We start from the raw sequence: 20718 nt of genomic DNA on the forward strand, positions 1-20718 counted from the left end.
AAAGCAAAAAGGCGTGTTTGATTTACAATCGTTAGCATCATAGCCGCGTATTCCGATAACGGCAAAAATAGACTGCAAAATGCTTGTTGGTGCTCACTGCGAGGGGGAGTTATGCCAAAACATACGGAATACGATATTTGTGTCATCGGCGGCGGCGCGGCCGGCCTGGTCGTGGCCGCCGGGGCCGCGACCTTGGGCGCGAAGGTCGTATTGGTCGAAAAACACAAACTTGGCGGCGATTGCCTGCATTACGGTTGCGTCCCCAGCAAAACCTTGATCCACAGCGCCAAGGTCGCCCACACCATGGCCGATGCCCAGCGCTTCGGCATCCCAGCGCAGGAGCCGGCCATTCATTTGCCCGATGTGATGCGACGGGTGCAAGAAGTGATCCGGCAAATCGAACCCAACGACAGCCCGGAACGCTTCGAATCGCTGGGCGTGCAGGTGATCTTCGGCGCTGGCCGCTTCGATTCGCCGGAAAGTTTTCTGGTCGACGATCGATCGATAAGTGCAAAACGTTTCGTGCTCGCCACCGGCAGCCGGCCGGCGATTCCGCCGTTACCGGGCCTGGAGCACACGCCCTATCTGACCAACGAAACCTTGTTTTCGGTAACAGAACCACTCCCGCATTTGTTAATCTTGGGCGCTGGACCGATAGGCTGCGAAATGACGCAGGCTTTGCACCGGCTGGGCAGCCGGGTGGATTTGTTCGACCTGGCCCCGCGTCTGCTACCGCGCGAAGACGAGGATGTCACTGAAGTCTTGGCCCGGCGCTTCTCGCAGGAAGGCATGGCGCTGCATCTCGGGATAAAGGTGCTCAAGATCGAACGACTCGAAGGCGAAATCCGGGTTCTACTGGAGCATCCGCAACGGGGCCAATACCCATTGAGCGGCAGCCATTTGCTGATCGCCGCCGGCCGCAAACCCAATCTGGAGAATCTGGGCCTGGAACACGCCGGTGTCGAAGTGAAAGACGGCAGGCTGGTCCTGGACGCCCGGCTTCGCACTCGCAACCCACATATCTACGCTTGCGGCGACGTCGCCGGTCCCTATCTATTCACGCACATGGCCGAACATCAAGCCGGCGTGGTGTTGCGCAACGCCCTATTTCATTGGCCGGCCAAAGTGAAAACCGACAATATTCCCTGGTGTACCTACACCGACCCGGAAGTAGCCAGAGTCGGATTTTCCGAAACCGAAGCCAGGCAGCAAGGCATCGCGCATCGAATCTACCGCTTCCCGTTCGCGGATATCGACCGGGCGGTGACGGACGGTGAAACCGACGGTTTCGCCAAAATCATCACGACGCCGCGCGGCAAATTGCTGGGCGCCTGCATCGTCGGGCCGCGCGCCGGCGAACTGATCGCCGAATACGGTTTGGCAATCACGAAAGGCATGCAAGCCGCCGATTTGAGTAATACGATACATATTTACCCAACACTCGCACAGATCAACCGCCGCGTCGCCGACCAGCGCCTGAAAGAAGGGCTGACGCCGTCCCGAAAACGCTGGCTGCGGCGTTTGTTTGGCTGGCGGGGTTGAGCAATCCTCTGGGAAAATTTATTTTCCAACAAGCAATCCGCATGCGTTTTTAGTCACTCGCCATTGGGGATACGGCCATGAAAATCCATCACCTCACCGCCGCAGAAGCCCTGGAAAGTCTGGATTCCGGCCCGGACGGCCTCAGTGACGCGATCATCGAAGAGCGGCTGCATGAATATGGCTTCAACCGCATCGAAGAAACCCGCAAGCAATCGATCTTATTGGCGTTCGCCCAGGAATTCCTGCATTTTTTCGCGCTGATCTTATGGCTGGCGGCAGGCCTGGCCTTCTTCGCCGAAACCCAGCAACCCGGCGAAGGCATGCAAACCTTGGGTTATGCGATTTTGGGCGTCATCGCGATCAACGGTTGTTTCTCATTCTGGCAGCGTTATCAGGCCGAGCAGGCGATTGCCGCGTTGAAAAAATTGCTCCCGCAACAAGTCAAAGTCATACGCGACGGCGAACTAAGCTTGGTGTTTGCCGACGAACTGGTGCCGGGCGATTTGCTGGTGTTACAGGAAGGCGACAACATTCCCGCCGACTGCCGCTTAATCGAAGCTTTCGCGCTACGGGTCAACAATGCCACGATTACCGGCGAATCCTTGCCCAAAGGCCGCGATGCCTCGCCGTCCGAGGTCGAGGACATGACGCAAAGCCGCAACATCCTGCTGGCCGGCACTTCGGTGGTGGCCGGCGAAGGCAAGGCCGTGGTGTTTGCCACCGGCATGCATACCGAATTCGGCAAAATCGCCCATACCCTGAAAACCACGGTCAAAAACCAATCGCCGCTGCAATTGCAAATCAGGCGATTGAGCCGTTTCGTCGCCGCGTTGGCGCTGCTACTGGGCGTGGTATTTTTTTTCGTCGGCCAGGCGATAGGCCTGCATTTTTGGCAAAACTTCATTTTCGCCATCGGCCTGATCGTCGCCAACGTGCCGGAAGGCTTGCTGCCGACCGTGACGCTGTCGCTGGCGATGGCAACCCAGCGCATGGCCAAACGCAATGCGCTGATCCGCAATCTGCCGTCGGTGGAAACTTTGGGTTCGACCACGGTAATCTGTACCGACAAGACCGGCACGCTAACGCAAAACCGCATGGCGGTAAAACAGCTGTTTGTGGAAAACCGTGTTTTACAGCCGGAACAATTGGGCGGCGACAGCCTGGAACACCACGCCGCTTTGCTGGCCGGCGCCGCGCTATGCCATAACCTGAAACACGTCGAGGGCGAGGCGCTGCTGGGTGATCCGATGGAGGTCGCACTGGTGGCGATGGCGCATCGGCAAGGCATGCGGGTGGATTATCCGAAAATCGGCGAAGTGCCGTTCGATACCGACCGCAAGCGCATGTCCACGCTGCACCGCACGCCGCAGGGCCAGGTCTTGTACTGCAAAGGCGCCCTGGAAACGGTATTGCCTCGCTGCACGCAAACCGTGCGCGATGGCGCAACGGTCCCGCTCGACGAAAGCGGCCGGCAGTCGATACTGGCCGCGCAACAGGCCATGGCCGACCAAGGCTTGCGCGTGCTGGCATTTGCCTACCGCCCGCTGCCGCCCACGCCGGAAGACGATGCCGAGCGCGCGCTGATCTTCACCGGTTTGGTTGGTTTGGAAGACCCGCCTCGCCCCGAGGTCGCCGACGCCATCGCCCAATGCCATGCCGCCGGCATCAAGGTCATCATGATCACTGGCGACCATCCGCACACCGCCGTGGCGATTGCTCGGCAAATCGGCTTGGTACGCTCGGCAAATCCCAGAGTCGTCAACGGCGAACGCTTGAAAAAAATGACCCGCAGCCAGTTGCAAGTGGCGCTGAATGCCCCGGAAATCGTCTTCGCCCGCATCGGCGCCGACCAAAAAATGCACATCGTCGAAGCCTTGCAGCGCAAGAAACACATCGTCGCGGTGACCGGCGACGGCGTCAACGACGCGCCAGCCTTGAAAAAAGCCGACATCGGCATCGCGATGGGCAAAGCCGGCACCGACGTCGCCAAGGAAGCGGCCGACATGATTTTGCTGGACGACAATTTCGCCAGCATCGTAGCCGCCATCGAGGAAGGACGGGCCGTATTCGACAACATTCGTAAATTCTTGACCTACATTCTGACCTCCAACATCCCGGAGGTGATTCCCTATTTGGCCTTCGTGCTGTTCAGGATTCCGCTGCCGTTGACCATCATCCAAATTTTGGCGGTGGATTTGGGCACCGACATGCTGCCGGCCTTGGGGCTAGGCGTGGAAAAACCCGATGCCGCCGCCATGACGCAACCGCCGCGCTCCCAGAAGGAAGCCTTGATCGATTGGCGCTTGCTGGCCAGGGCCTACGGTTTCTTGGGACTGATAGAAGCCGCGGCCGCGATGGCGGCGTTTTTCTTCGTGCTGGAGCGCGGCGGCTGGCATTACGGGCAAGGCTTGCACGGCCAGCACACCTTATATCTGCAAGCCACCACCGCCTGCCTGAGCGCGATCATCATGATGCAGATCGCCAATGTGTTCATCTGCAAGCAGCGCCAGCGCGGGCTGCTGGCGACGCCGATTTTCGACAACAAACTCATCCTGTCCGGCATCGTGCTGGAAATCTTGCTGATCCTGGCAATTGTCTATACGCCGTGGGGCAACGCCATTTTCGGCACCGCGCCCATTGATCAAGAAGTGTGGCTGTTCGCTCTGCCTTTCGTGGCCGGCATGCTGGTGTTGGAAGAAATCCGCAAATGGCTGGTTCGGCGGTTTCAATTGTTCCCGTTCCGGCATAAGCCACCGCGCATGCGTAAAAGGCACGCACAGCGCCGCTGAGCGCCTGCTCGGCATCGCCCCGGCAAATGTAAGTTACCTCTATCGGGTCAAAACCGCGCTAGAACCGGATCAGTACGATAGCTAAAGCGCACTCTCCAGCGTGGTTTGGAGTGAAAAAGCTTTAGCTTTCTCCAGGCATTTCGGTGCTTCTGCCACCATGACTTTCAGAGCGACACAAGCTGAATCCTTCCATGGGTTCCGAGCTCGTTAAGACGCCCCGGTTTCCGGCGGCTTGGCTTTTTGATGGACCATGGCCGGCAATACCAATAAGCTGCAGATCAGCATCAGCGAAATACCGATGGACAGCAGTAGCCCCATGCTGGCCGTGCCGGCGTGACTATTGAACGCCAAACTGGAAAAACTGCACAGCGTCGTCAAGGCGCTATAAAACACGCCGCGCGCCGAGCTGCTTTGCAACAAGGCGTCTTCCTCGTCGTGCAGATGCAGCAAGCGATACACGATATGAATCCCGCTATCGACCCCTACTCCCAGCAATAACGGCAGTACGATGATATTTGCGAAATTGAACGGATTTTTCAGCAGCACGTTGGTCGCCGCGGTCAGCAAGGCCGCCAACAGCAATGGGGTGATGATCAGCAGCGTGGTTTTGAGGCTGCGCGTTTGCAGCAATAACAGCAAGATGATCGCCAACAATGCGCTGGAGAAGGCTTCGATAAAAGCCTCGACCACTGCTTCGCCGGACTTGACGTCGCCGATAGGCAAGCCGAATACCTCGGGATAGGTGTTCAGCATGTCATTGACAAAAGTCTTGAGATGTTCGGGATTGTTCAAGTCCTGTTCCGGGGCTACCAATACCCGGTAAACGCCCTGTGGGCTCACCCACTGTTTGCGCACATAGTCCGGCAGATCGTCGATGCCGAAAGGCTTCGCGGACAAGCCATCGCGAATTTGCAGCATGGTATGCGGCATCAGCTCAAACAGGCTTTGTTGCAAGCGCGCGTAAATTTCAAGCGAATTGGGCTGTTGGTCGGCATACTCGATAAACGCGCGGGTATCGTTGTGTAATTGGTTCAACAACGCGCTGGCCGCGACCGGCGACGGCTGGCCGGCCGTTGTTTGCAAGGTGTCGGCCAATTTCAGCAAAGCGGCTCGCACATCGGAGGGTTCCAGCAGCTGTTCGAAACGGTCCAGTTGCGCCGGCATGATCAAGTTCAAATTGTCGATGATTTCCAGTTTTTCCTCTTGTTGCTCAGCCACCAGACTGCTGAGGGTGATGGTTTCGTGGACACTGGGCAATTTGGCGAATTCGGCGGCCAACTGATCGGCGTGGCTCAGGCTATCGGTCAAGGCCGAGGTCGAAAAAGGCGAATCGATTTTGCTCTGCAACAATTTCTTGAACGCAATCACCGACTGCGTACTTTGGTCGCGCAAATTGATCGGGTTGGAATCAAAGGTTAGCTGCGTCAACGTAAAGCACGCACCTATCGCCAGCAACACCGCGCCGATACGAATCGCGCCGGCATAGCGAAACGGCAAGGCATAAGCCCAGGCCGGAAACAGCGGGCGCTCGTTGTTGCGCAACCGCCGCAAGGGCAACAACTTCAGTAAGGCCGGCAGCAACGTCAACGACACGATCAAGCCGATGAAGATACCGACGCCGCCGATCAAGCCCAATTCCGAAACCCCTTTGAAATCGGTCGGAATAAAGGCGAAAAAGCCGATCGCCGTGGTGAAGGCACACAAGAACAGCGGCATACCTATGGTTTGAAGGGTGCTGAGCAAGGCTTGATCCTCCGGCATATCGTGGCGGCGGCATTCCTTGTATCGCAAACAAAAATGCGTGGCGTAATCCACCCCCAGCCCGATGTAAAGGGTCGCGAACGCCACCGAAATCAGATTCAAATGGCCGACCGCGACGGTCGCAAACGCCGTGGTCAAGATCAGACCGATGATCAGCACGATAAAGGTCACGCTCAACAAGCGCCACGAGCGATAACCCAGCCACAAGGCGCCCAGCACCAACAGCAACGACACCACGCTGGAGATCACCATGCCCTGCATGACGGTCTCGAGCTCCTCATGCTCCAGCGGCACTTCGCCGGTAAAACTCAGCTTGACGCCGGGATAGCGGGCCGCCACCTCATCGCTCAAACCACGCAGATGGGCCATGGCCGCTTGCGCCGGCATCAGTTGATTGAAATTGAGATGCGGCTTGGCAATCACCAGACGCCGGGTCTGATCGCGGCCGAAATTCGCTTCCGCCAATAAGCTTTGCCAGGAAACATAATGGGTTTGACCGGCCTTGACCGCGACCATCGCTTCATCGATTGCTTTCAGCAACGGATCGAGAGACATCGTCAATTCCTGTTCCTGCCCCTCCAGCGCCAGCGTGATGATCTCGATCAGGCCGGCAAAATGGTAATGTTTGGACAGATAGCCGATGAAGGGTTGCGCATCAATCAGTTTATTGGATAGTTGCTCCAGATCATCGAGGCTGAGATACAAAAAACCCTGCTGGCGGAAAAACGGATTATCGTCCGGCATATAGCTGGACTCGAACAAATCGGTTTGCGCCTGCAAGCGCTGATTGATGTAATCCGCCGCCCTGGCGGTTTGCTCCGGCACAGCCGACTCGACCACCACCAATATCGCCGCGGCATCGAACGGAAATTCCTTGTCCAGTTTCAGTCGAACCTGCTGGAACGGCAAATCCTGCGATAACAATTCAGCGGTATTGTTGTTGATGCCCAAATGTTGGCTGATATACTGCACGCTGACACCGCTGACGACGAGGAACAACAGTAGGATCTGCCACGGAAAACGCAGCGGTAGCACGAATAAAAAATGCAAACCGCGTTGGCTTATCGACGTTATGATTTTTGACATGGGTTTTCTAGAGGTATTAGCCAATGTCTGTAGTCTAGTATCGACTTGACCATCCGGTAAAAAATAATGCCGGATTCCAGAACTAATTGCAGCTATGCGGCTTGACCAGGCGCGCCAAAAATTTATCTGCCCTCTTTATGCGCATCGGCGGAAGCATCTTCGCAAGCCAGCCTGTAACCGACGCCGACCTCGGTCAACAGATAGCGCGGCCGAGCCGGGTTGGTCTCCAACTTGTGGCGAAGCTGCCCCATGTAGATGCGCAGATAGTGCTGGTCGTGGATATGCTCGGCGCCCCAGACTTCCTGCAACAATTGTCTATGGGTCACGACGACGCCGGCGTGGCGAATCAAGATACTCAACAAACGATATTCGATCGGCGTGATGTGGACTTCATGGCCGGCGACATAGACCTTGCGACTGGTGAGGTCGACGCGCAATTCGCCGGTTTCGAAGAACGCCTGCTGGCTGCGGCTGCGCACGATCCGGCGCATCAAGGCTTGCAACCTGGCATGCAATTCGCCGCTGCCGAACGGTTTGGTCAGATAATCATCGGCGCCGGCGTCCAGCGCCATGATTTTGTTTTGCTCCTGGCTGCGCGCCGACAACACCAATATCGGCAGATCGGACAACTGCCTCAGGCGGCGGGTAACCGTGATGCCATCCATGTCCGGCAATCCCAGATCGAGAATGACCAGGTCGGGTTGCTCGCTGTTCAGCATCGACAAGCCGGTCTTGCCGCAATCGGCCTCCAGCGTGCGCCAGCCGCGATGCCCCAGACTGGCTTTCAAAAAACGCCGGGTATGCACATCGTCTTCGATCAACAAAACCAAGGCATCGGTATCGCTCATGTCAACCCTCGCCGGTTTCGGCTTCGACGGGCGCCGGAGGCGCATGTGGAAACGGCAATTCGATGACGAATTCGGCACCCTTGCCCGGCCGGTTGCCTGCCGTGATACAGCCACCGTGCGCCTCGACGATGACTTTGCACAAGGCAAGCCCCAACCCCACGCCGCCTTGTTCCGATTCCGGGTGGCACCGATAGAACTTTTGGAACACTTTATCCACCTGATCCTTGGCGATACCGGCACCGTAATCGACTATCGTCAGACGAAAAGACGCCGCCAACGAAGAAGCCTCTATGTCGATGGGACTGCCTGGTGGGGAATATTTGATGGCGTTTTCGATCAGGTTCACCAACACCTGTTCCATCAATACCGCATCAATCCAAAGCAACGGCAAACTGTCCGGCAGCCGCGTGCGTACCGGCCGGTCATGCAGACTCTTGTTCAGCCGATTCAGGGCGCTGCCGACAATTTCCTCTATCATGTTCCAGTCGCAGTGCAGCACGATCTGTTCGCTGCTCATTCTCGCCATGTCCAATAGCTTGTCGGTCAGCTCGGCCATGCGCTGAGCCTCGTCCAGGACGATTTGCAAATCCTGCCGTTCGCTCGTTGCCAATTCGCCGTGACGCTCGATCACGGTCGCCGCCGCGCCGATGATGCGCGTCAGCGGTGTGCGCAAATCATGCGAAATGGAACTCAACAAGGCGTTACGCAAGGCTTCGGCATCCGCTTGTATCGCGGCCTCGCGCGCTTGGGCCGCCAACCGCAGACGCTCCAGGGTTTGGGCTATCAGGTGGCAAAAAGTATCGATGAAGGTACTGAGTTCCGGCGTCCGTTCCGCCAGCATGCCCGAAGCCTTGATGGCCAAAACGCCCTGCCCGCTCTTGGCGCCCTTCAACGGATGAAAAATCAGGTCGCCGACAGGGACGATTTCTTCCCGTTCGAACGCCTGTCGAGCACCAGCGATTTCCAACCCTTGCAAGGAAATTGGCGGTGTCGCGACCATGTCGACTGCCAGGCCCTGCTCGGCATCGGCCAGCAACAACACGGCTGAGGTCGAGAAATTGTCCAGGACATGCTTTACGGCAATATCGGCAACCCCCGACTGATCCCGCGCGGTCGCCAAATCCAGATTCAGTCGGTACAGGGCATCGGCGCGGCTAGCGCGTTGCCGGGCCAGTTCCGTTTGCAATTGAAATTTTTCCAGCAAACTGCCGGTGACGTTGGAAACGACGATCATCACCACCAGACCGACAATGTTTTCCAAGTCATGAATGGCAAAGGAAAATATCGGTCTGGCGAAATAGAAGGCGAAGGCCGGCGCGCTAAGCAGCGAGGCGGCGATGGAAGCGCCTCGGCCGAAGCGGCTAGCGACCAGAAACACGCCAAGCAGATAGGTCATCAGGATACTGGCCGGCCCCAACCAGTGCTGGAGCGGCCAATCGATCAAGGTACAAAGAAAAGGGGTGGCAATTCCCCAGGCATAGCCCAAGGCCTTTTTTCGCTTAGCGGACAGACCTGCCGATGCCGGCCTCGAGGCCACGGCAGCGCTACCGTATCCTTGCAAAACCGCCACCATCACATCACACTAGAAATAACCCGCGTTGATCAAGAAATGTACGCCTATGCTGCCGAAAAAGCCCAGCAGAATCACCGGCATCCATTTCAGATGCGTGCTGAAGGTGTAATAGCCTTTCATCTGTCCCATCAATCCGACACCCGCGGCAGAACCGATCGCCAGTAAACTGCCGCCGACGCCGGCGGTCAACGTCACCAGCAGCCATTGACCTTGCGAAATATCGGGATGCATGGTGAGTACCGCGAACATGATGGTACCGTTGTCGATGAAGGCCGACAGAATGCCGACCACGATATTGGCTATGGTCGGGTCCATGCCGACATACAACACATCGGAAGCCAGAGTCAGATAGCCGATGAAACTGAGTCCGCCGACGCTGACCATGACGCCATAGAAGAACAACAAGGTGTCCCACTCCAGGTCCGCAACATGCTTGAATACATCGAATTTTTGACTTCTATTGTTGGCCGGCTGTTCGACTTGAAACAAGCGGTAAACATGCGCGAAATCGCTGACCGTCTGTTTTTCCGTTTTTTGCATGTAGAAACTCAAAAATTTCAGATAGGTCAGGCCTGCCAACATGCCCGCCGCCGGTGGCAATTCCAGGAAATTCTCGAAAGAAACCGCCGTAATGATGGTCAACAAAAACAACACCATCATCGCCAAGGCGCCGCGCTTCATGGTCGGAGCCTTACCCACCGCGGCGGGTTGCTCCTTGGGAATCCAGAAATGCATGATGGAGGCTGGTAAAGCGAAATTCACCACCGCCGGCAGGAATAGCGAGAAGAAATCCTTGAACGGCACCACCCCACTTTGCCAGACCAATAATGTCGTGATGTCGCCGAACGGACTGAAGGAACCGCCGGCATTGGTGGCAACCACGACATTGACAGCCGCCACCGTGACGAACTGACGATTGCCTTTGCCCATCGCCATGATCACCGCCCCCATCAACAAGGCGGTAGTCAGGTTGTTGCAAACCGCGGACATGAAAAACGACATGCCGCCCGTGATCCAAAATAATTTGCGATAACTGAAGCCCTTGCTCAACAACCAAACCCGCAAATTATCGAATACGCCACGTTCTTCCAGGGCATTCAGATAAGCCATGGACACCATGATGAACAAGAATAATTCGGCATAGCCTTCCAGACTGGCGCGGAAAGCGCGACCGGCTTGCTCCCCCATGCCGCCCGACACGTAAACCGATGCGATGAACATCCAAATCAAACTGGCAGCCAAAACCATGGGCTTGGATTTATTCAATTCGGTGACTTCCTCGACCATAGCCAGCATATAAGCCAGCGCAAAAATAGCGATGGCCAGATACCCCACCCAACTCTGGGTCAAATTCAACGCTTGCACGGGCGCTTCGGCATCAGCCAGTGCCAATCCTGGCAGGCCTGTAATCATTAAGGCCAGTAAAATACTTTTTAACATGACAAATCTTTGGTTTTTAAAGGAAATCGGGGCGACCGACGTGCAATCAGGAATAGACCCATCTTGCTGGTGAAGCTGTTCGTTATGATGACGGCGTTACCGTCCCTGACATTTCATGGCGCCATGGAGACCATGATAAACGAAATCGGTCTTGCAAGGTTGACGAGGCTGAGTCGGAAAATGCAAACAGCTGGTTTGCCCATAATGGCCGTAACATTCGCCAGTAAATAGCCGGCTTGGCCCGAAAGTATCATCAAATATTGAATGTTGCCGCGCGGTGCCGGCGGACAATTGCGCGCTGTCAACGAGTTGTCCAATCCGCGGGCCTCCAGGCTCGATGGCGACGGCGGCCGGCCTGACGGATTGCCCCAGGACCACACAGGTCAGGGCAAGCAGAAAATAACCGGACCACGAAACCAGAGCGCTTCTATGCATAACACCACCGTTGATTAATCGATAAGCTATCGCCTCCGGACTCGGAGCGTTTGGCGGCTACGGTCATTTTCCGGCTGCTCCGCATAACGCAATCCTCTCATTGGCTAGCAGTGCGTCCTTTGACCTCTAAACCACGCTACTGGTTGACAGATGCGAACGGTGGGAAATTTTAAATTTGACGATGTAAAGATTGCGTAAAGATGCGCTCCAAAGCCCGTAATTCGCCACGGGTGTGTCGGCCAGAAGATGCCCGGAACCTCCCGCCAAACACACCACGGCCCGCCAATGCGCAACGTTTACCGGGCGAAGTGATAAATCAAACCACCTACCACTACCAGCACGGTCAAGCCCCACCCCAAACGGTCCATGTAGTCGCGCAATTTGCCTTCGAGTTTTTCACCCCCCGCGGCCAGCAGCATTGCCACCAGAAAAAAACGGCCGCCGCGCCCAATCACCGACGCCAACACGAAGGGGACAAAAACCATGTTCAAGGTGCCGGCGGCTATCGTAAAAACCTTATACGGAATGGGCGAGAAGCCGGCGACGAAAACCGCCCAGAATCCCCATTGTTCAAACCAGACATTCGCGGTTTGATAGGCTTCCCAATAGTTTGAAGTTCGCAACCAGGGCTCGATGCTATCGAACAAAAAATAACCTATGCCATAACCAAACATGCCACCCGCCACCGACGCCAGCGTCGTCCACAACGCAAAACGAAATGCTCTAGCCGGTTGAGCCAGTGCCATGGGGGCCAGCATCACATCCGGCGGAATCGGAAAAAACGAGGATTCGGCAAAACTGATGGCGACGAGATATTTCAGGGCATGGCGATGTTTTGACCAATGGATGACCTGATCGTAAAGTTTTTTGAACATGTTCAGCGATTCTGTTGATAGGTTTAAGTTGGTAAGGATATGGTCAAAATCAACTTCACTGTGCCCCTTATCTCTCACAGCGAGGGTGCTTTTCCTACACATTTCAAAAGGCAAGGAAGCAAAATGCGGACGTTAGTTTTGACGCAATCCAGAATTAAGGCAATGCTGGATGATTTTATCGGTAATGCTGTAAAAACGGCGTAAACAATTAGTGGCCACCCATGATTTTTTACGCCTCATTGCCGGCGTTGCCCTGCCGAAACATCACACTTTGGCTGGGAATCGTAAAACGCCATTTGCTTATTGGAATTGAGCTGCCCACATGCAGCTAATACGTCATCGCCTTTGGCGCCTCTTATTAAAGTCGGAATTTTAAATGCATCTAAAACTTCTTTGAATTGCTCAACCTTATCCAATCCTGGACTCCTGTATTGCGATCCTGGGTATGAATTAAATGGAATCAAGTTGATATAAGCGCTTTTACCCGCCAGCATTGTCCCCAGTTTTTCGGCATCATCCGTCGAATCGTTGAAATCCTTGATCAGAATATATTCATAGGTAATGAATTGCTTTTTATTTAAGGGTATATCGTCAATATAGGTCAACACCTCATCGAGCGGATATTTTTTATTGATGGGAATAAGCTGATTTCTCTTTTCTTCAACAGGTGAATGAAGCGATAAGGCAAGGTTAACACCAGGAATTTCCCGACTCCACCGTTTGAGTCCGGGAATATAACCAGCCGTTGAGATCGTGATTTTTTGAGTGCCGATCGAAGTTCCATGTTGGGATAAGAAAATTTCACAGGCTTTTTTGACGGCATCGAAGTTATGCAAAGGCTCGCCTTGTCCCATGAAAACGATATTCAAAATCCGCTCTTCTCCAGGCCTGTTTGTTGCCAGCCAACGCCAGGCCTGGAGAAATTGGCCAACAATTTCACTGGTGGTCAAATTTCTTTTCAGCCCTTGTTGTCCGGTAAAACAAAACGAACAATTCATGGCGCATCCAACCTGCGATGACAAGCAAATTGAATATTTATTGTGAAACGGGATAAGGACGGTTTCAACCTTATGATTGTCTCCAAGACTAAACAGAAATTTTACTGCTTTATCCTTTTTTGACTCATAAACCGTATCGATTTCGGGCAGGGAAAAATCGAAATTATTTTCAATAAAGATCAATGCGGATTTCGAGATGTTACTAAGGCATTGAGTAGTTTCTTTCTTCTTATAATGCCAATTGAAAAGAATCGGCGCTACCGATGGGTTTAATTTATTCTGCTTTACAACCTCCTCTAAATCGGAATAATTCAGGTCATAAAAAGACTGCCTCAAAATTTTCTCCTGATAATATCAATGCTCAGAGATATGAATAAGTTCGACAAAAACGAAACTTCAGCCAAGGATTCTTTATCGAGCGCTCATGCAACATCTTTCGGGAGCAGCGAAAAAGAGATCCTGAGTCATCGATCTATTGAAATCAAAGAGGAAAATAGCGTTGACCCAAATAATAGGCCGCGGCCAACAAAAACAGCTGTAGAAAAGTCAGCACCCAGAAATAGCCGATGAACATCATGATTTTGACCGGTTTTTCTTCGGCTTTGCGGCTGGTTAGCCAATACCCTGCCAGCGCGGAAACCAGCAACACCAAAAGCAGCACCAAAATTACCGTATTCATGGCGATCAACGCGGCGGCGGCGCCAGCACTTCGCGCGAACCATTGGTTTCGGCGGGACTGACCACGCCGGCGTTTTCCATGTCCTCGATGATGCGAGCCGCGCGGTTATAGCCGATTTTGAAGCGTCTTTGCACGCTCGAAATGGACGCCTTTCTGGATTCGGTGACAAAAGCCACCGCTTCGTCATACAAGGGATCATTCTCGCTATCGCCCCCTTCGACACCCGCAATTTCGCCACTGTCGGTTCGCTCTTGCGTGATTTCATCCAGATAATTGGTGGGCCCGGTTTTCTTCAAGAACTCGACCACGCGATGCACCTCATGATCGTCCACGAAGGCGCCATGAGCGCGTAACGGAATACTGGTACCGGACGGCAGGAACAACATGTCGCCGTTACCCAACAAAGCCTCGGCGCCACCTTGATCGATGATGGTGCGAGAATCGATCCGCGACGAAACCTGAAACGAAATCCGGGTTGGCACGTTGGCCTTGATCAAGCCGGTCAATACATCGACGGACGGCCGTTGTGTGGCAAGAACCAAATGTATCCCCGCTGCCCGCGCCTTCTGCGCCAGCCTAGCAATCAACTCTTCGACCTTTTTACCGACCACCATCATCATGTCGGCCAACTCGTCGATGACGATGACGATACTCGGCAAGGTCGTCAGCATTGGATAATCTTCCAAGGCGATTGGGGTTTGCGGATTGAACAATGGGTCCCGAATCGGCTGACCCTTGGCTTCGGCTTCCTTGACCGCGTGGTTGTAGCCGGCCAGATTACGCACGCCTACCTTGGACATCAGCTTGTAGCGGCGCTCCATCTCCGCGACCGCCCAACGCAAGGCATTCTGGGCGTCTTTCATGTCCGTCACGACTGGCGTCAATAAATGCGGAATCCCTTCATAAACCGACAACTCAAGCATTTTCGGGTCGATCATGATCAGGCGAACGTCTTCCGGCTTGGATTTGTACAGCAAGCTCAAAATCATCGTGTTGATCGCCACCGACTTACCGGAGCCCGTGGTACCGGCCACCAAGGCATGCGGCATTTTGCCGAGATCGGCCACGACGGGGATGCCGGAAATATCCTTGCCCATCGCAATGCTGAGCTTGGATTTGGCGCGTTCAAACTCGTCCGACACCAACAGGTCGCGCAGCGACACCATCTCGCGCTCTTGATTCGGAATCTCGAGACCGATTACCGACTTGCCCTCGATGACTTCTACGATACGCACACTGGTCACCGACAAGCCCCGAGCCAAATCCTTGGCCAGACTGCTAATCCGGCTGACCTTGACTCCGGCCGCCAAGCGCAATTCGAAACGCGTGATCACGGGACCGGGCAACACGGCTTCCACTTCGGCGGAAATCCCATAATCCTGCAATACGTCTTCGACCTGTCTGGAAATCTCTTCCAATTCGGTTTTGGAATAGCGTTTGACCTTAATTTCCCGTTTATCCAGCAATGTCAGAGGCGGCAACGCATTCAAGTAAACATCCTCGCCAAACTCCTCGGCGACAGACTTATTGTCTTTTTTGCGCTGTGGCTTGACTACTGCTGGTTTCTCGGTCGGCACCGATTTCAGGATCTGCAATGCAGGTTTCTTCGGCGCTTCTTCTGCGGGAATTTCAGGGGCACGCGCCTTTTTGCCGCTGACCGCCACTTTCTCCTGCTTGGGTTTGTCGGCGCGATAACGAGTCGGCGCGGCAATGGCCTCTCTCCCAACCACAGTAAATGCACCCAAGGCGAACTTGCCCACCCAATTCATCGCGCCCAGCCAGGACAACCCGGTCAACATCGTTACCCCGGTCATGAAAATCGCCAACAACAGCAAGGTCGATCCGGAATTACCGAGCAGATGCACCAGAACATCGCCGATTTCCCGCCCCAAAATTCCGCCCGGACTTTCCGGCAGATCGACTTTGGTTCTGAGGAAATGCAAATGCAAGCAAAAAATGGCCGAACCGGAAATCATCGTCGCCACAAAGCCGCCAGTGCGCGTCAGCAACATCCATCGACCTTTGTTGACTGGACCGGTCGTATACAGCATATAACCCAGCCCGAATACCATCAGGGGTATCAGATAAGCCATCAAGCCGAAGAAATACAACACGAAATTGGACAGCCAGGCCCCGAACAAACCGCAGGCATTATGGATGGCTTGGTAAGACGTACTGTGACTCCAGCCCGGATCGTTGGAGTCGAAGGTCAACAAGGCGATTAAAAGAAACAGTCCGATGCAAGAAAAACCCAATAGAGCAATTTCGCGAAAACCTCGCGCAGTTCTTTCTTCCACAACAGCTACCATAACTCAATGCTCACAAAATAAGCGTAATAAAACATGATTATAGATGATAAACACAGACTTCACATTAGCTTGAGGCATCAGGAGGCTGCGCTATCGACAATGAATCCGGGTTTAGCCGGCGGTTGATCGAGGGGAACTTGGCGGAAAAGCGGCAGTTTTTTCACGCCAGAAATGCAATCGTTTTGCTTAGCGACCGCTTATTTTCCAGCATGCCTCCCTCTTTGAAACGAGCTATTTGCCTGAAACAGAAAAGCTTCTCCCAGTGTTTTCCGGAACATATCGGGGGCATAATCCTAGAAAAACTCTTTGTCCACGAAACACAGGAAAATCACAAAAAGTTTCAAACAGTTATCACCCCCAAAGAGCAGCGCCGAACAGGTGAATCGATAAATTTCATATCGCAATGATTTATTTCGTGCTTTTCATGGACGTGCTGCTGCAATATTCCTGGCCGCTATGGCATGCGCGCAAGCGCTTGTCAGTTTGCGCCCTGATCGATCCAGTTTTTTATGCGCAAGACCTCGGATTCCGGCAGAAGGTGGCGCTCGGCCATCGGCATATTATTTCGCTGGCCAGATACGATTTGAATCAGCAGACTCTGTTCCCCCTGCCCCGGCAACACCAACGGCGCATCCGCTTTGAAAAAATCTTGTCGTCGATCGACGCGCAAATTTGCCAACGACGTCCGCGGACCATGACAGGCCATGCAATGCTCTACAAAAATGGGATAAACATCCTGCCAAACAAGCTTGACATCGACCGAATCCGGCCCCGGCGTCAAGCTGGCACCCGTCTGTGCCGCCGAATCGAGGCTACTGCCGCCCCGATGCTGCCTTTGCATGGGACGATCATAGGTCTTGACGCTCACCTCGACCAGCCAAGCGAAACCGAAGCAAAGAACGACCAAAACGGCCACTGTCCACGCCGCGCTACGGACCAAGGAAAACGACTTGTCTCTTGCCGCGCCACAACGCTTGCCGATCACCGTCACGATCCAGTTCCAATGCAAAGCCAAATGCACCAGCAAAGTCAGCAACAAGCCGACACTGATCCAAAAATGCACATCGCCCCACTGATGCCGCCCCAAACCCCAGAGCACATGCGTTTTGTTGCTACCGGGCGGCAATGGAAAACGCAGCAAATAGCCCGTTGCGATCATGCCTAGAAACAGCAGCGCCGCAACCAAATCGATGATGATATTTACCAGCGTACGATTCATGCTATTACCCTTTGCGTTACGCCGGCATGCGCGAGGTTTCGTTACATCAACCAATCCGGCCTTAGAAACATGGCCAGCGCCAAAGCCATCATCACGATACCGCTGATGAGTTTTAACCAACGCCCGGACTCTTCGGTGAGTTTATGACTGCCCAGCGTAATAACGGCGATGGTCACCATCAAGGAATCGTCGGCAATATAAGCCAGGATATACAGCAGCAAATAACCGTAGTAACCCATCAAGCCCAATTGATGCTGACTGAGCACGGCGGTATAGATCGCCGGCAAGCCGGCGGTGCACAGCAATTCTATAAAATTGACCAGCACCGCCAGGATCGTTACCGACAACAACGATGCCGCCAAGGCTTCGGTTTGCAGCAAGCCCCGCATGCGCGCATATAAACCGGGCTTGGCTGCAGCCGGAATCGACAAGGAAATGCCTTGCTGAAAGGCGAAGTAATCCTTGACGTTCACCGCGCCTATCAGTAACGCCAGGCCTGCCAGTGTCCAGCGCACCGGATTGGACATGCCCATGATCAGGAACACGTTCAGCCAGGCCGCCATGAAGGCGTAATAAACAGCCCCGCTTACCAATACGAAGGTGCCTGCCACCAGGGCCATCCGCTGCCTGTCTTGCAAGCGAATCAACAAGGACAATAAAAATAGCAACACCCACATCGCACAAGGGTTGAAGCCGTCCAGCAATCCCATCGCCAGCGTGAATAAAGGAAGCCCCAAGCGTTCGACACTGAGCGTGCCAAACCAGCCTGCATCGACTTGCTGGCTGGCGGTAATCGCATCGTCGATAAAAGCCTTTAGCTGCGGACCACTGTGCTCGGCATCGGCGAAACCCACCAGTATTTTGCCGTGCATCACGAAGGTCGGCACTCCCGGCGGCCAGACTCCCGCTTGCCGGGACAAATTGAACAGATCTATGCGGGCATGGGGGTCGCTATCGAGCGAGCGATAGACGATCTTTAGATGCGGCCGTTCAGCGGCCAATTTAGGCAGAAACTGCTTTGCCTCCGCGCAATGCGGGCAACCCTCGCGCACGAAAACCTGCAACTCGCCCAAGGTTGCCGCTTCGCCGGCAAAGACTGGAATCGGCAGCAATAGACAGAGCAAGCAGACGAAAACACTAGCCCAATGGAGAGGCGCGCGTTCCACTGTCAATCCATCCAATCCATTTGAAATAACCGGTATTCGCGCAAGAGGGAGACCGCTAGGTTAGGCTTTAATCCCAAGTAATGCGATCATTTCTTCGCGCTGAATGACCTCTTTTTCCTGCAGCAAGTCGGCCAGTTGATCGAGCTGTTGCCGCTTGGTGGTCAAAATGGCTTGCGCCCGTTGCTGAGCGTCTTCCACCAGCGCCTTGATTTCGGCGTCGACGATGCGCGCGGTTTCCTCGCTGTAATTACGCTGTTCGGAAATGTCTCCGCTCAAAAATTGCAATTGTTGACGTTGGCCGTAGATCAGCGGCCCGAGTTTTTTGCTCATGCCCAGATAACACACCATGTTACGCGCAATCTCGCTGGCTTTTTCCAGATCGTTCTGCGCCCCGGTCGATACGCTGTCCAAGGCCAGTTGTTCGGCGACGCGGCCTCCCAATAGGATGGCCAGCTGATCTTTCAGCTCGGCTTCTGTAGAAAGATATTTTTCCTCGACCGGCAATTGCAAGGTAAAGCCCAGCGCCGAGACCCCGCGCGGGATGATGGAGATTTTGTGCACCGGTTGACCGGTCGGCACGTTTTCCGCGATCAAAGCATGCCCGGCTTCGTGGTAAGCCACGCGACGCTTCTCTTCCGGCCCCAGCACGCGGTTTTTCTTTTCCGGGCCCGCCATCACTCGATCGATGGCGGCTTCGAAGTCAGCCATCGTCACCGTATCACGCCCACCACGGGCGGCCAGAATCGCCGCTTCATTGGCGATATTCGACAAATCGGCGCCGACGAAACCAGGCGTACGCTTGGCCACTGTCGTCAGGTCGATGTCTTTATCGAGCTGCATGGCTTTACTGTGCAGTTTCAAAATCTCGATACGGTCATGCAAATCTGGTTTGTCGACCACGATTTGGCGATCGAAACGTCCGGCACGCAACAAGGCTTTGTCCAGAATTTCCGGCCGATTGGTCGCCGCCATCACGACTACGCCGGAAGCAGGGTCGAACCCATCCATTTCGGTCAACAATTGATTCAGGGTTTGTTCGCGCTCGTCGTTGCCGCCCATCACCACCGGGCCGCCTCGAGAACGGCCGATGGCGTCGAGTTCGTCGATAAAAATGATGCAAGGTGCTTTTTGACGGGCCTGCTCGAACAAATCCCGCACTCGCGCCGCGCCCACACCGACGAACAATTCGATGAATTCCGAGGCGCTGATATTGAAGAACGGCACGCCAGCTTCGCCAGAAACGGCGCGCGCCAGCAAGGTTTTACCGGTACCGGGCGATCCGACCAGCAACACGCCTTTGGGCATGCGGCCACCGAGCTTTTGCAGCTTTTCGGGGGATTTCAGAAAATCTATGGTTTCCTTCAATTCCTGCTTAGCGCTTTCGGCCCCCGCCACATCATCGAAGGTAGTCTTGCCCGCTTCTTGTTTGATCTTGATCTTATTGCCCAGATTCAAAAAACCGCGCCCTGCACCACCTGTCATGCGCGGCAGCAGCCACATCCAGATACCGGCAAAAATCGCGATCGGAATGATCCAGTTGAACAAAATATTGCTGAGCCAGTTTTCGCCACTTCTGACCACATATTCGACCTTGTGGTCCTGCAGATTTTTGGTCAGCGCCTCGTCCCACAGCGGAATCGTGACGAAATACTTGCCGAATTCCTTGTCTTCGTCTTTCAACGAACCGTTGATGAAACGTTGCGTAACAACGGCCTTGTCGACCTTGTTCTCGTTGACCAAGGTCAAAAACTGGCTATAAGGAATTTCGTGCCCGCGCGGTTTTTCGCCGCCTGCGAGCAGCGATAATACGAAAATGCCGACCAGCACATACAACCAAAGGCGGGACGGTTTATGGGGGGCATTTTCGGCATCGTCAGCCTTGGCGCTCGCATCCGCAGACGGTTTAAACAACGATCGCAACCAATTCCAGGCCAGGCATAACCAATCGAATAGGGTTTTATAAACTTCGGTTAGTTTTTGCTTGTCTATCATGACATT

General features: G+C 54.4%; 13 protein-coding genes. 2 read left to right on the top strand and 11 right to left on the bottom strand.

The features are described from left to right. Window positions 1-111 precede the first annotated feature (111 nt). Both NM686_RS15365 and NM686_RS15370 read left to right on the top strand, forming a co-directional pair. On the top strand, window positions 112-1542 hold the full coding sequence (locus NM686_RS15365) for a dihydrolipoyl dehydrogenase family protein (RefSeq protein ID WP_255188735.1): 1431 nt from the start codon (window positions 112-114) through the stop codon (window positions 1540-1542). 77 nt (window positions 1543-1619) lie between these two features. Beyond that, window positions 1620-4331 carry a cation-translocating P-type ATPase gene (locus tag NM686_RS15370; RefSeq protein ID WP_255188736.1) on the top strand — a complete coding sequence of 904 codons (2712 nt, stop codon included), beginning with the start codon at window positions 1620-1622 and terminating at the stop codon, window positions 4329-4331. A 207-nt stretch (window positions 4332-4538) separates the two neighbouring features. Here NM686_RS15370 and NM686_RS15375 read toward each other — a convergent pair whose 3' ends face one another. From NM686_RS15375 to ftsH, 11 genes are all read right to left on the bottom strand, one after another. Beyond that, window positions 4539-7178, bottom strand: coding sequence for an MMPL family transporter (locus NM686_RS15375; protein WP_255188737.1), 2640 nt, complete (start codon window positions 7176-7178; stop codon window positions 4539-4541). Window positions 7179-7300: 122 nt separating this feature from the next. Then, window positions 7301-8026, bottom strand: a complete 726-nt coding sequence (locus NM686_RS15380; protein WP_255188738.1) for a response regulator — start codon at window positions 8024-8026, stop codon at window positions 7301-7303. A gap of 1 nt (window position 8027) precedes the next feature. Further along, window positions 8028-9599, bottom strand: a complete 1572-nt coding sequence (locus NM686_RS15385) for a DUF4118 domain-containing protein (RefSeq protein WP_255188739.1) — start codon at window positions 9597-9599, stop codon at window positions 8028-8030. Between the two features lie 9 nt (window positions 9600-9608). Then, a complete protein-coding gene (nhaD, locus tag NM686_RS15390; protein ID WP_255188740.1) occupies window positions 9609-11039 on the bottom strand; it encodes a sodium:proton antiporter NhaD in 1431 nt (476 codons plus the stop codon). Between the two features lie 731 nt (window positions 11040-11770). Further along, the gene (locus NM686_RS15395; protein ID WP_255188741.1) at window positions 11771-12349 is read right to left on the bottom strand and encodes a YqaA family protein; all 579 of its coding nucleotides are present in this window, start codon (window positions 12347-12349) and stop codon (window positions 11771-11773) included. A 236-nt stretch (window positions 12350-12585) separates the two neighbouring features. Further along, window positions 12586-13683 (bottom strand): 23S rRNA (adenine(2503)-C(2))-methyltransferase RlmN, encoded by a 1098-nt coding sequence (gene rlmN, locus NM686_RS15400; RefSeq protein WP_255188742.1) that lies wholly within the window; start codon window positions 13681-13683, stop codon window positions 12586-12588. 145 nt (window positions 13684-13828) lie between these two features. Beyond that, entirely contained in the window at window positions 13829-14026 is a 198-nt protein-coding gene (locus NM686_RS15405) for a hypothetical protein (protein WP_255188743.1), read from the bottom strand. 5 nt (window positions 14027-14031) lie between these two features. Then, window positions 14032-16335, bottom strand: a complete 2304-nt coding sequence (locus NM686_RS15410) for a DNA translocase FtsK (protein ID WP_329959147.1) — start codon at window positions 16333-16335, stop codon at window positions 14032-14034. 478 nt (window positions 16336-16813) lie between these two features. Continuing rightward, window positions 16814-17554: a DUF4405 domain-containing protein gene (locus NM686_RS15420; RefSeq protein ID WP_255188744.1), complete on the bottom strand. Its 741-nt coding sequence runs from the start codon at window positions 17552-17554 to the stop codon at window positions 16814-16816. Window positions 17555-17595: 41 nt separating this feature from the next. Next, window positions 17596-18720, bottom strand: coding sequence for a glutaredoxin family protein (locus tag NM686_RS15425; RefSeq protein WP_269022977.1), 1125 nt, complete (start codon window positions 18718-18720; stop codon window positions 17596-17598). A 60-nt stretch (window positions 18721-18780) separates the two neighbouring features. After that, window positions 18781-20712: an ATP-dependent zinc metalloprotease FtsH gene (ftsH, locus tag NM686_RS15430; RefSeq protein WP_255188746.1), complete on the bottom strand. Its 1932-nt coding sequence runs from the start codon at window positions 20710-20712 to the stop codon at window positions 18781-18783. Between the last annotated feature and the right edge of the window lie 6 nt (window positions 20713-20718).

The organism is Methylomonas rapida, assembly GCF_024360925.2.
Lineage (GTDB): Bacteria > Pseudomonadota > Gammaproteobacteria > Methylococcales > Methylomonadaceae > Methylomonas > Methylomonas rapida.

Excerpts from the sequence above, each read along its gene's own strand:
- NM686_RS15405 (WP_255188743.1), bottom strand. The coding sequence starts at position 14,026 with ATGAATACGGTAATTTTGGTGCTGCTTTTGGTGTTGCTGGTTTCCGCG.
- ftsH (WP_255188746.1), bottom strand. The coding sequence starts at position 20,712 with ATGATAGACAAGCAAAAACTAACCGAAGTTTATAAAACCCTATTCGAT.
- NM686_RS15365 (WP_255188735.1), top strand. The coding sequence starts at position 112 with ATGCCAAAACATACGGAATACGATATTTGTGTCATCGGCGGCGGCGCG.
- NM686_RS15370 (WP_255188736.1), top strand. The coding sequence starts at position 1,620 with ATGAAAATCCATCACCTCACCGCCGCAGAAGCCCTGGAAAGTCTGGAT.
- NM686_RS15375 (WP_255188737.1), bottom strand. The coding sequence starts at position 7,178 with ATGTCAAAAATCATAACGTCGATAAGCCAACGCGGTTTGCATTTTTTA.
- nhaD (WP_255188740.1), bottom strand. The coding sequence starts at position 11,039 with ATGTTAAAAAGTATTTTACTGGCCTTAATGATTACAGGCCTGCCAGGA.
- NM686_RS15410 (WP_329959147.1), bottom strand. The coding sequence starts at position 16,335 with ATGGTAGCTGTTGTGGAAGAAAGAACTGCGCGAGGTTTTCGCGAAATT.
- NM686_RS15395 (WP_255188741.1), bottom strand. The coding sequence starts at position 12,349 with ATGTTCAAAAAACTTTACGATCAGGTCATCCATTGGTCAAAACATCGC.
- NM686_RS15385 (WP_255188739.1), bottom strand. The coding sequence starts at position 9,599 with ATGGTGGCGGTTTTGCAAGGATACGGTAGCGCTGCCGTGGCCTCGAGG.
- NM686_RS15380 (WP_255188738.1), bottom strand. The coding sequence starts at position 8,026 with ATGAGCGATACCGATGCCTTGGTTTTGTTGATCGAAGACGATGTGCAT.
- NM686_RS15420 (WP_255188744.1), bottom strand. The coding sequence starts at position 17,554 with ATGAATCGTACGCTGGTAAATATCATCATCGATTTGGTTGCGGCGCTG.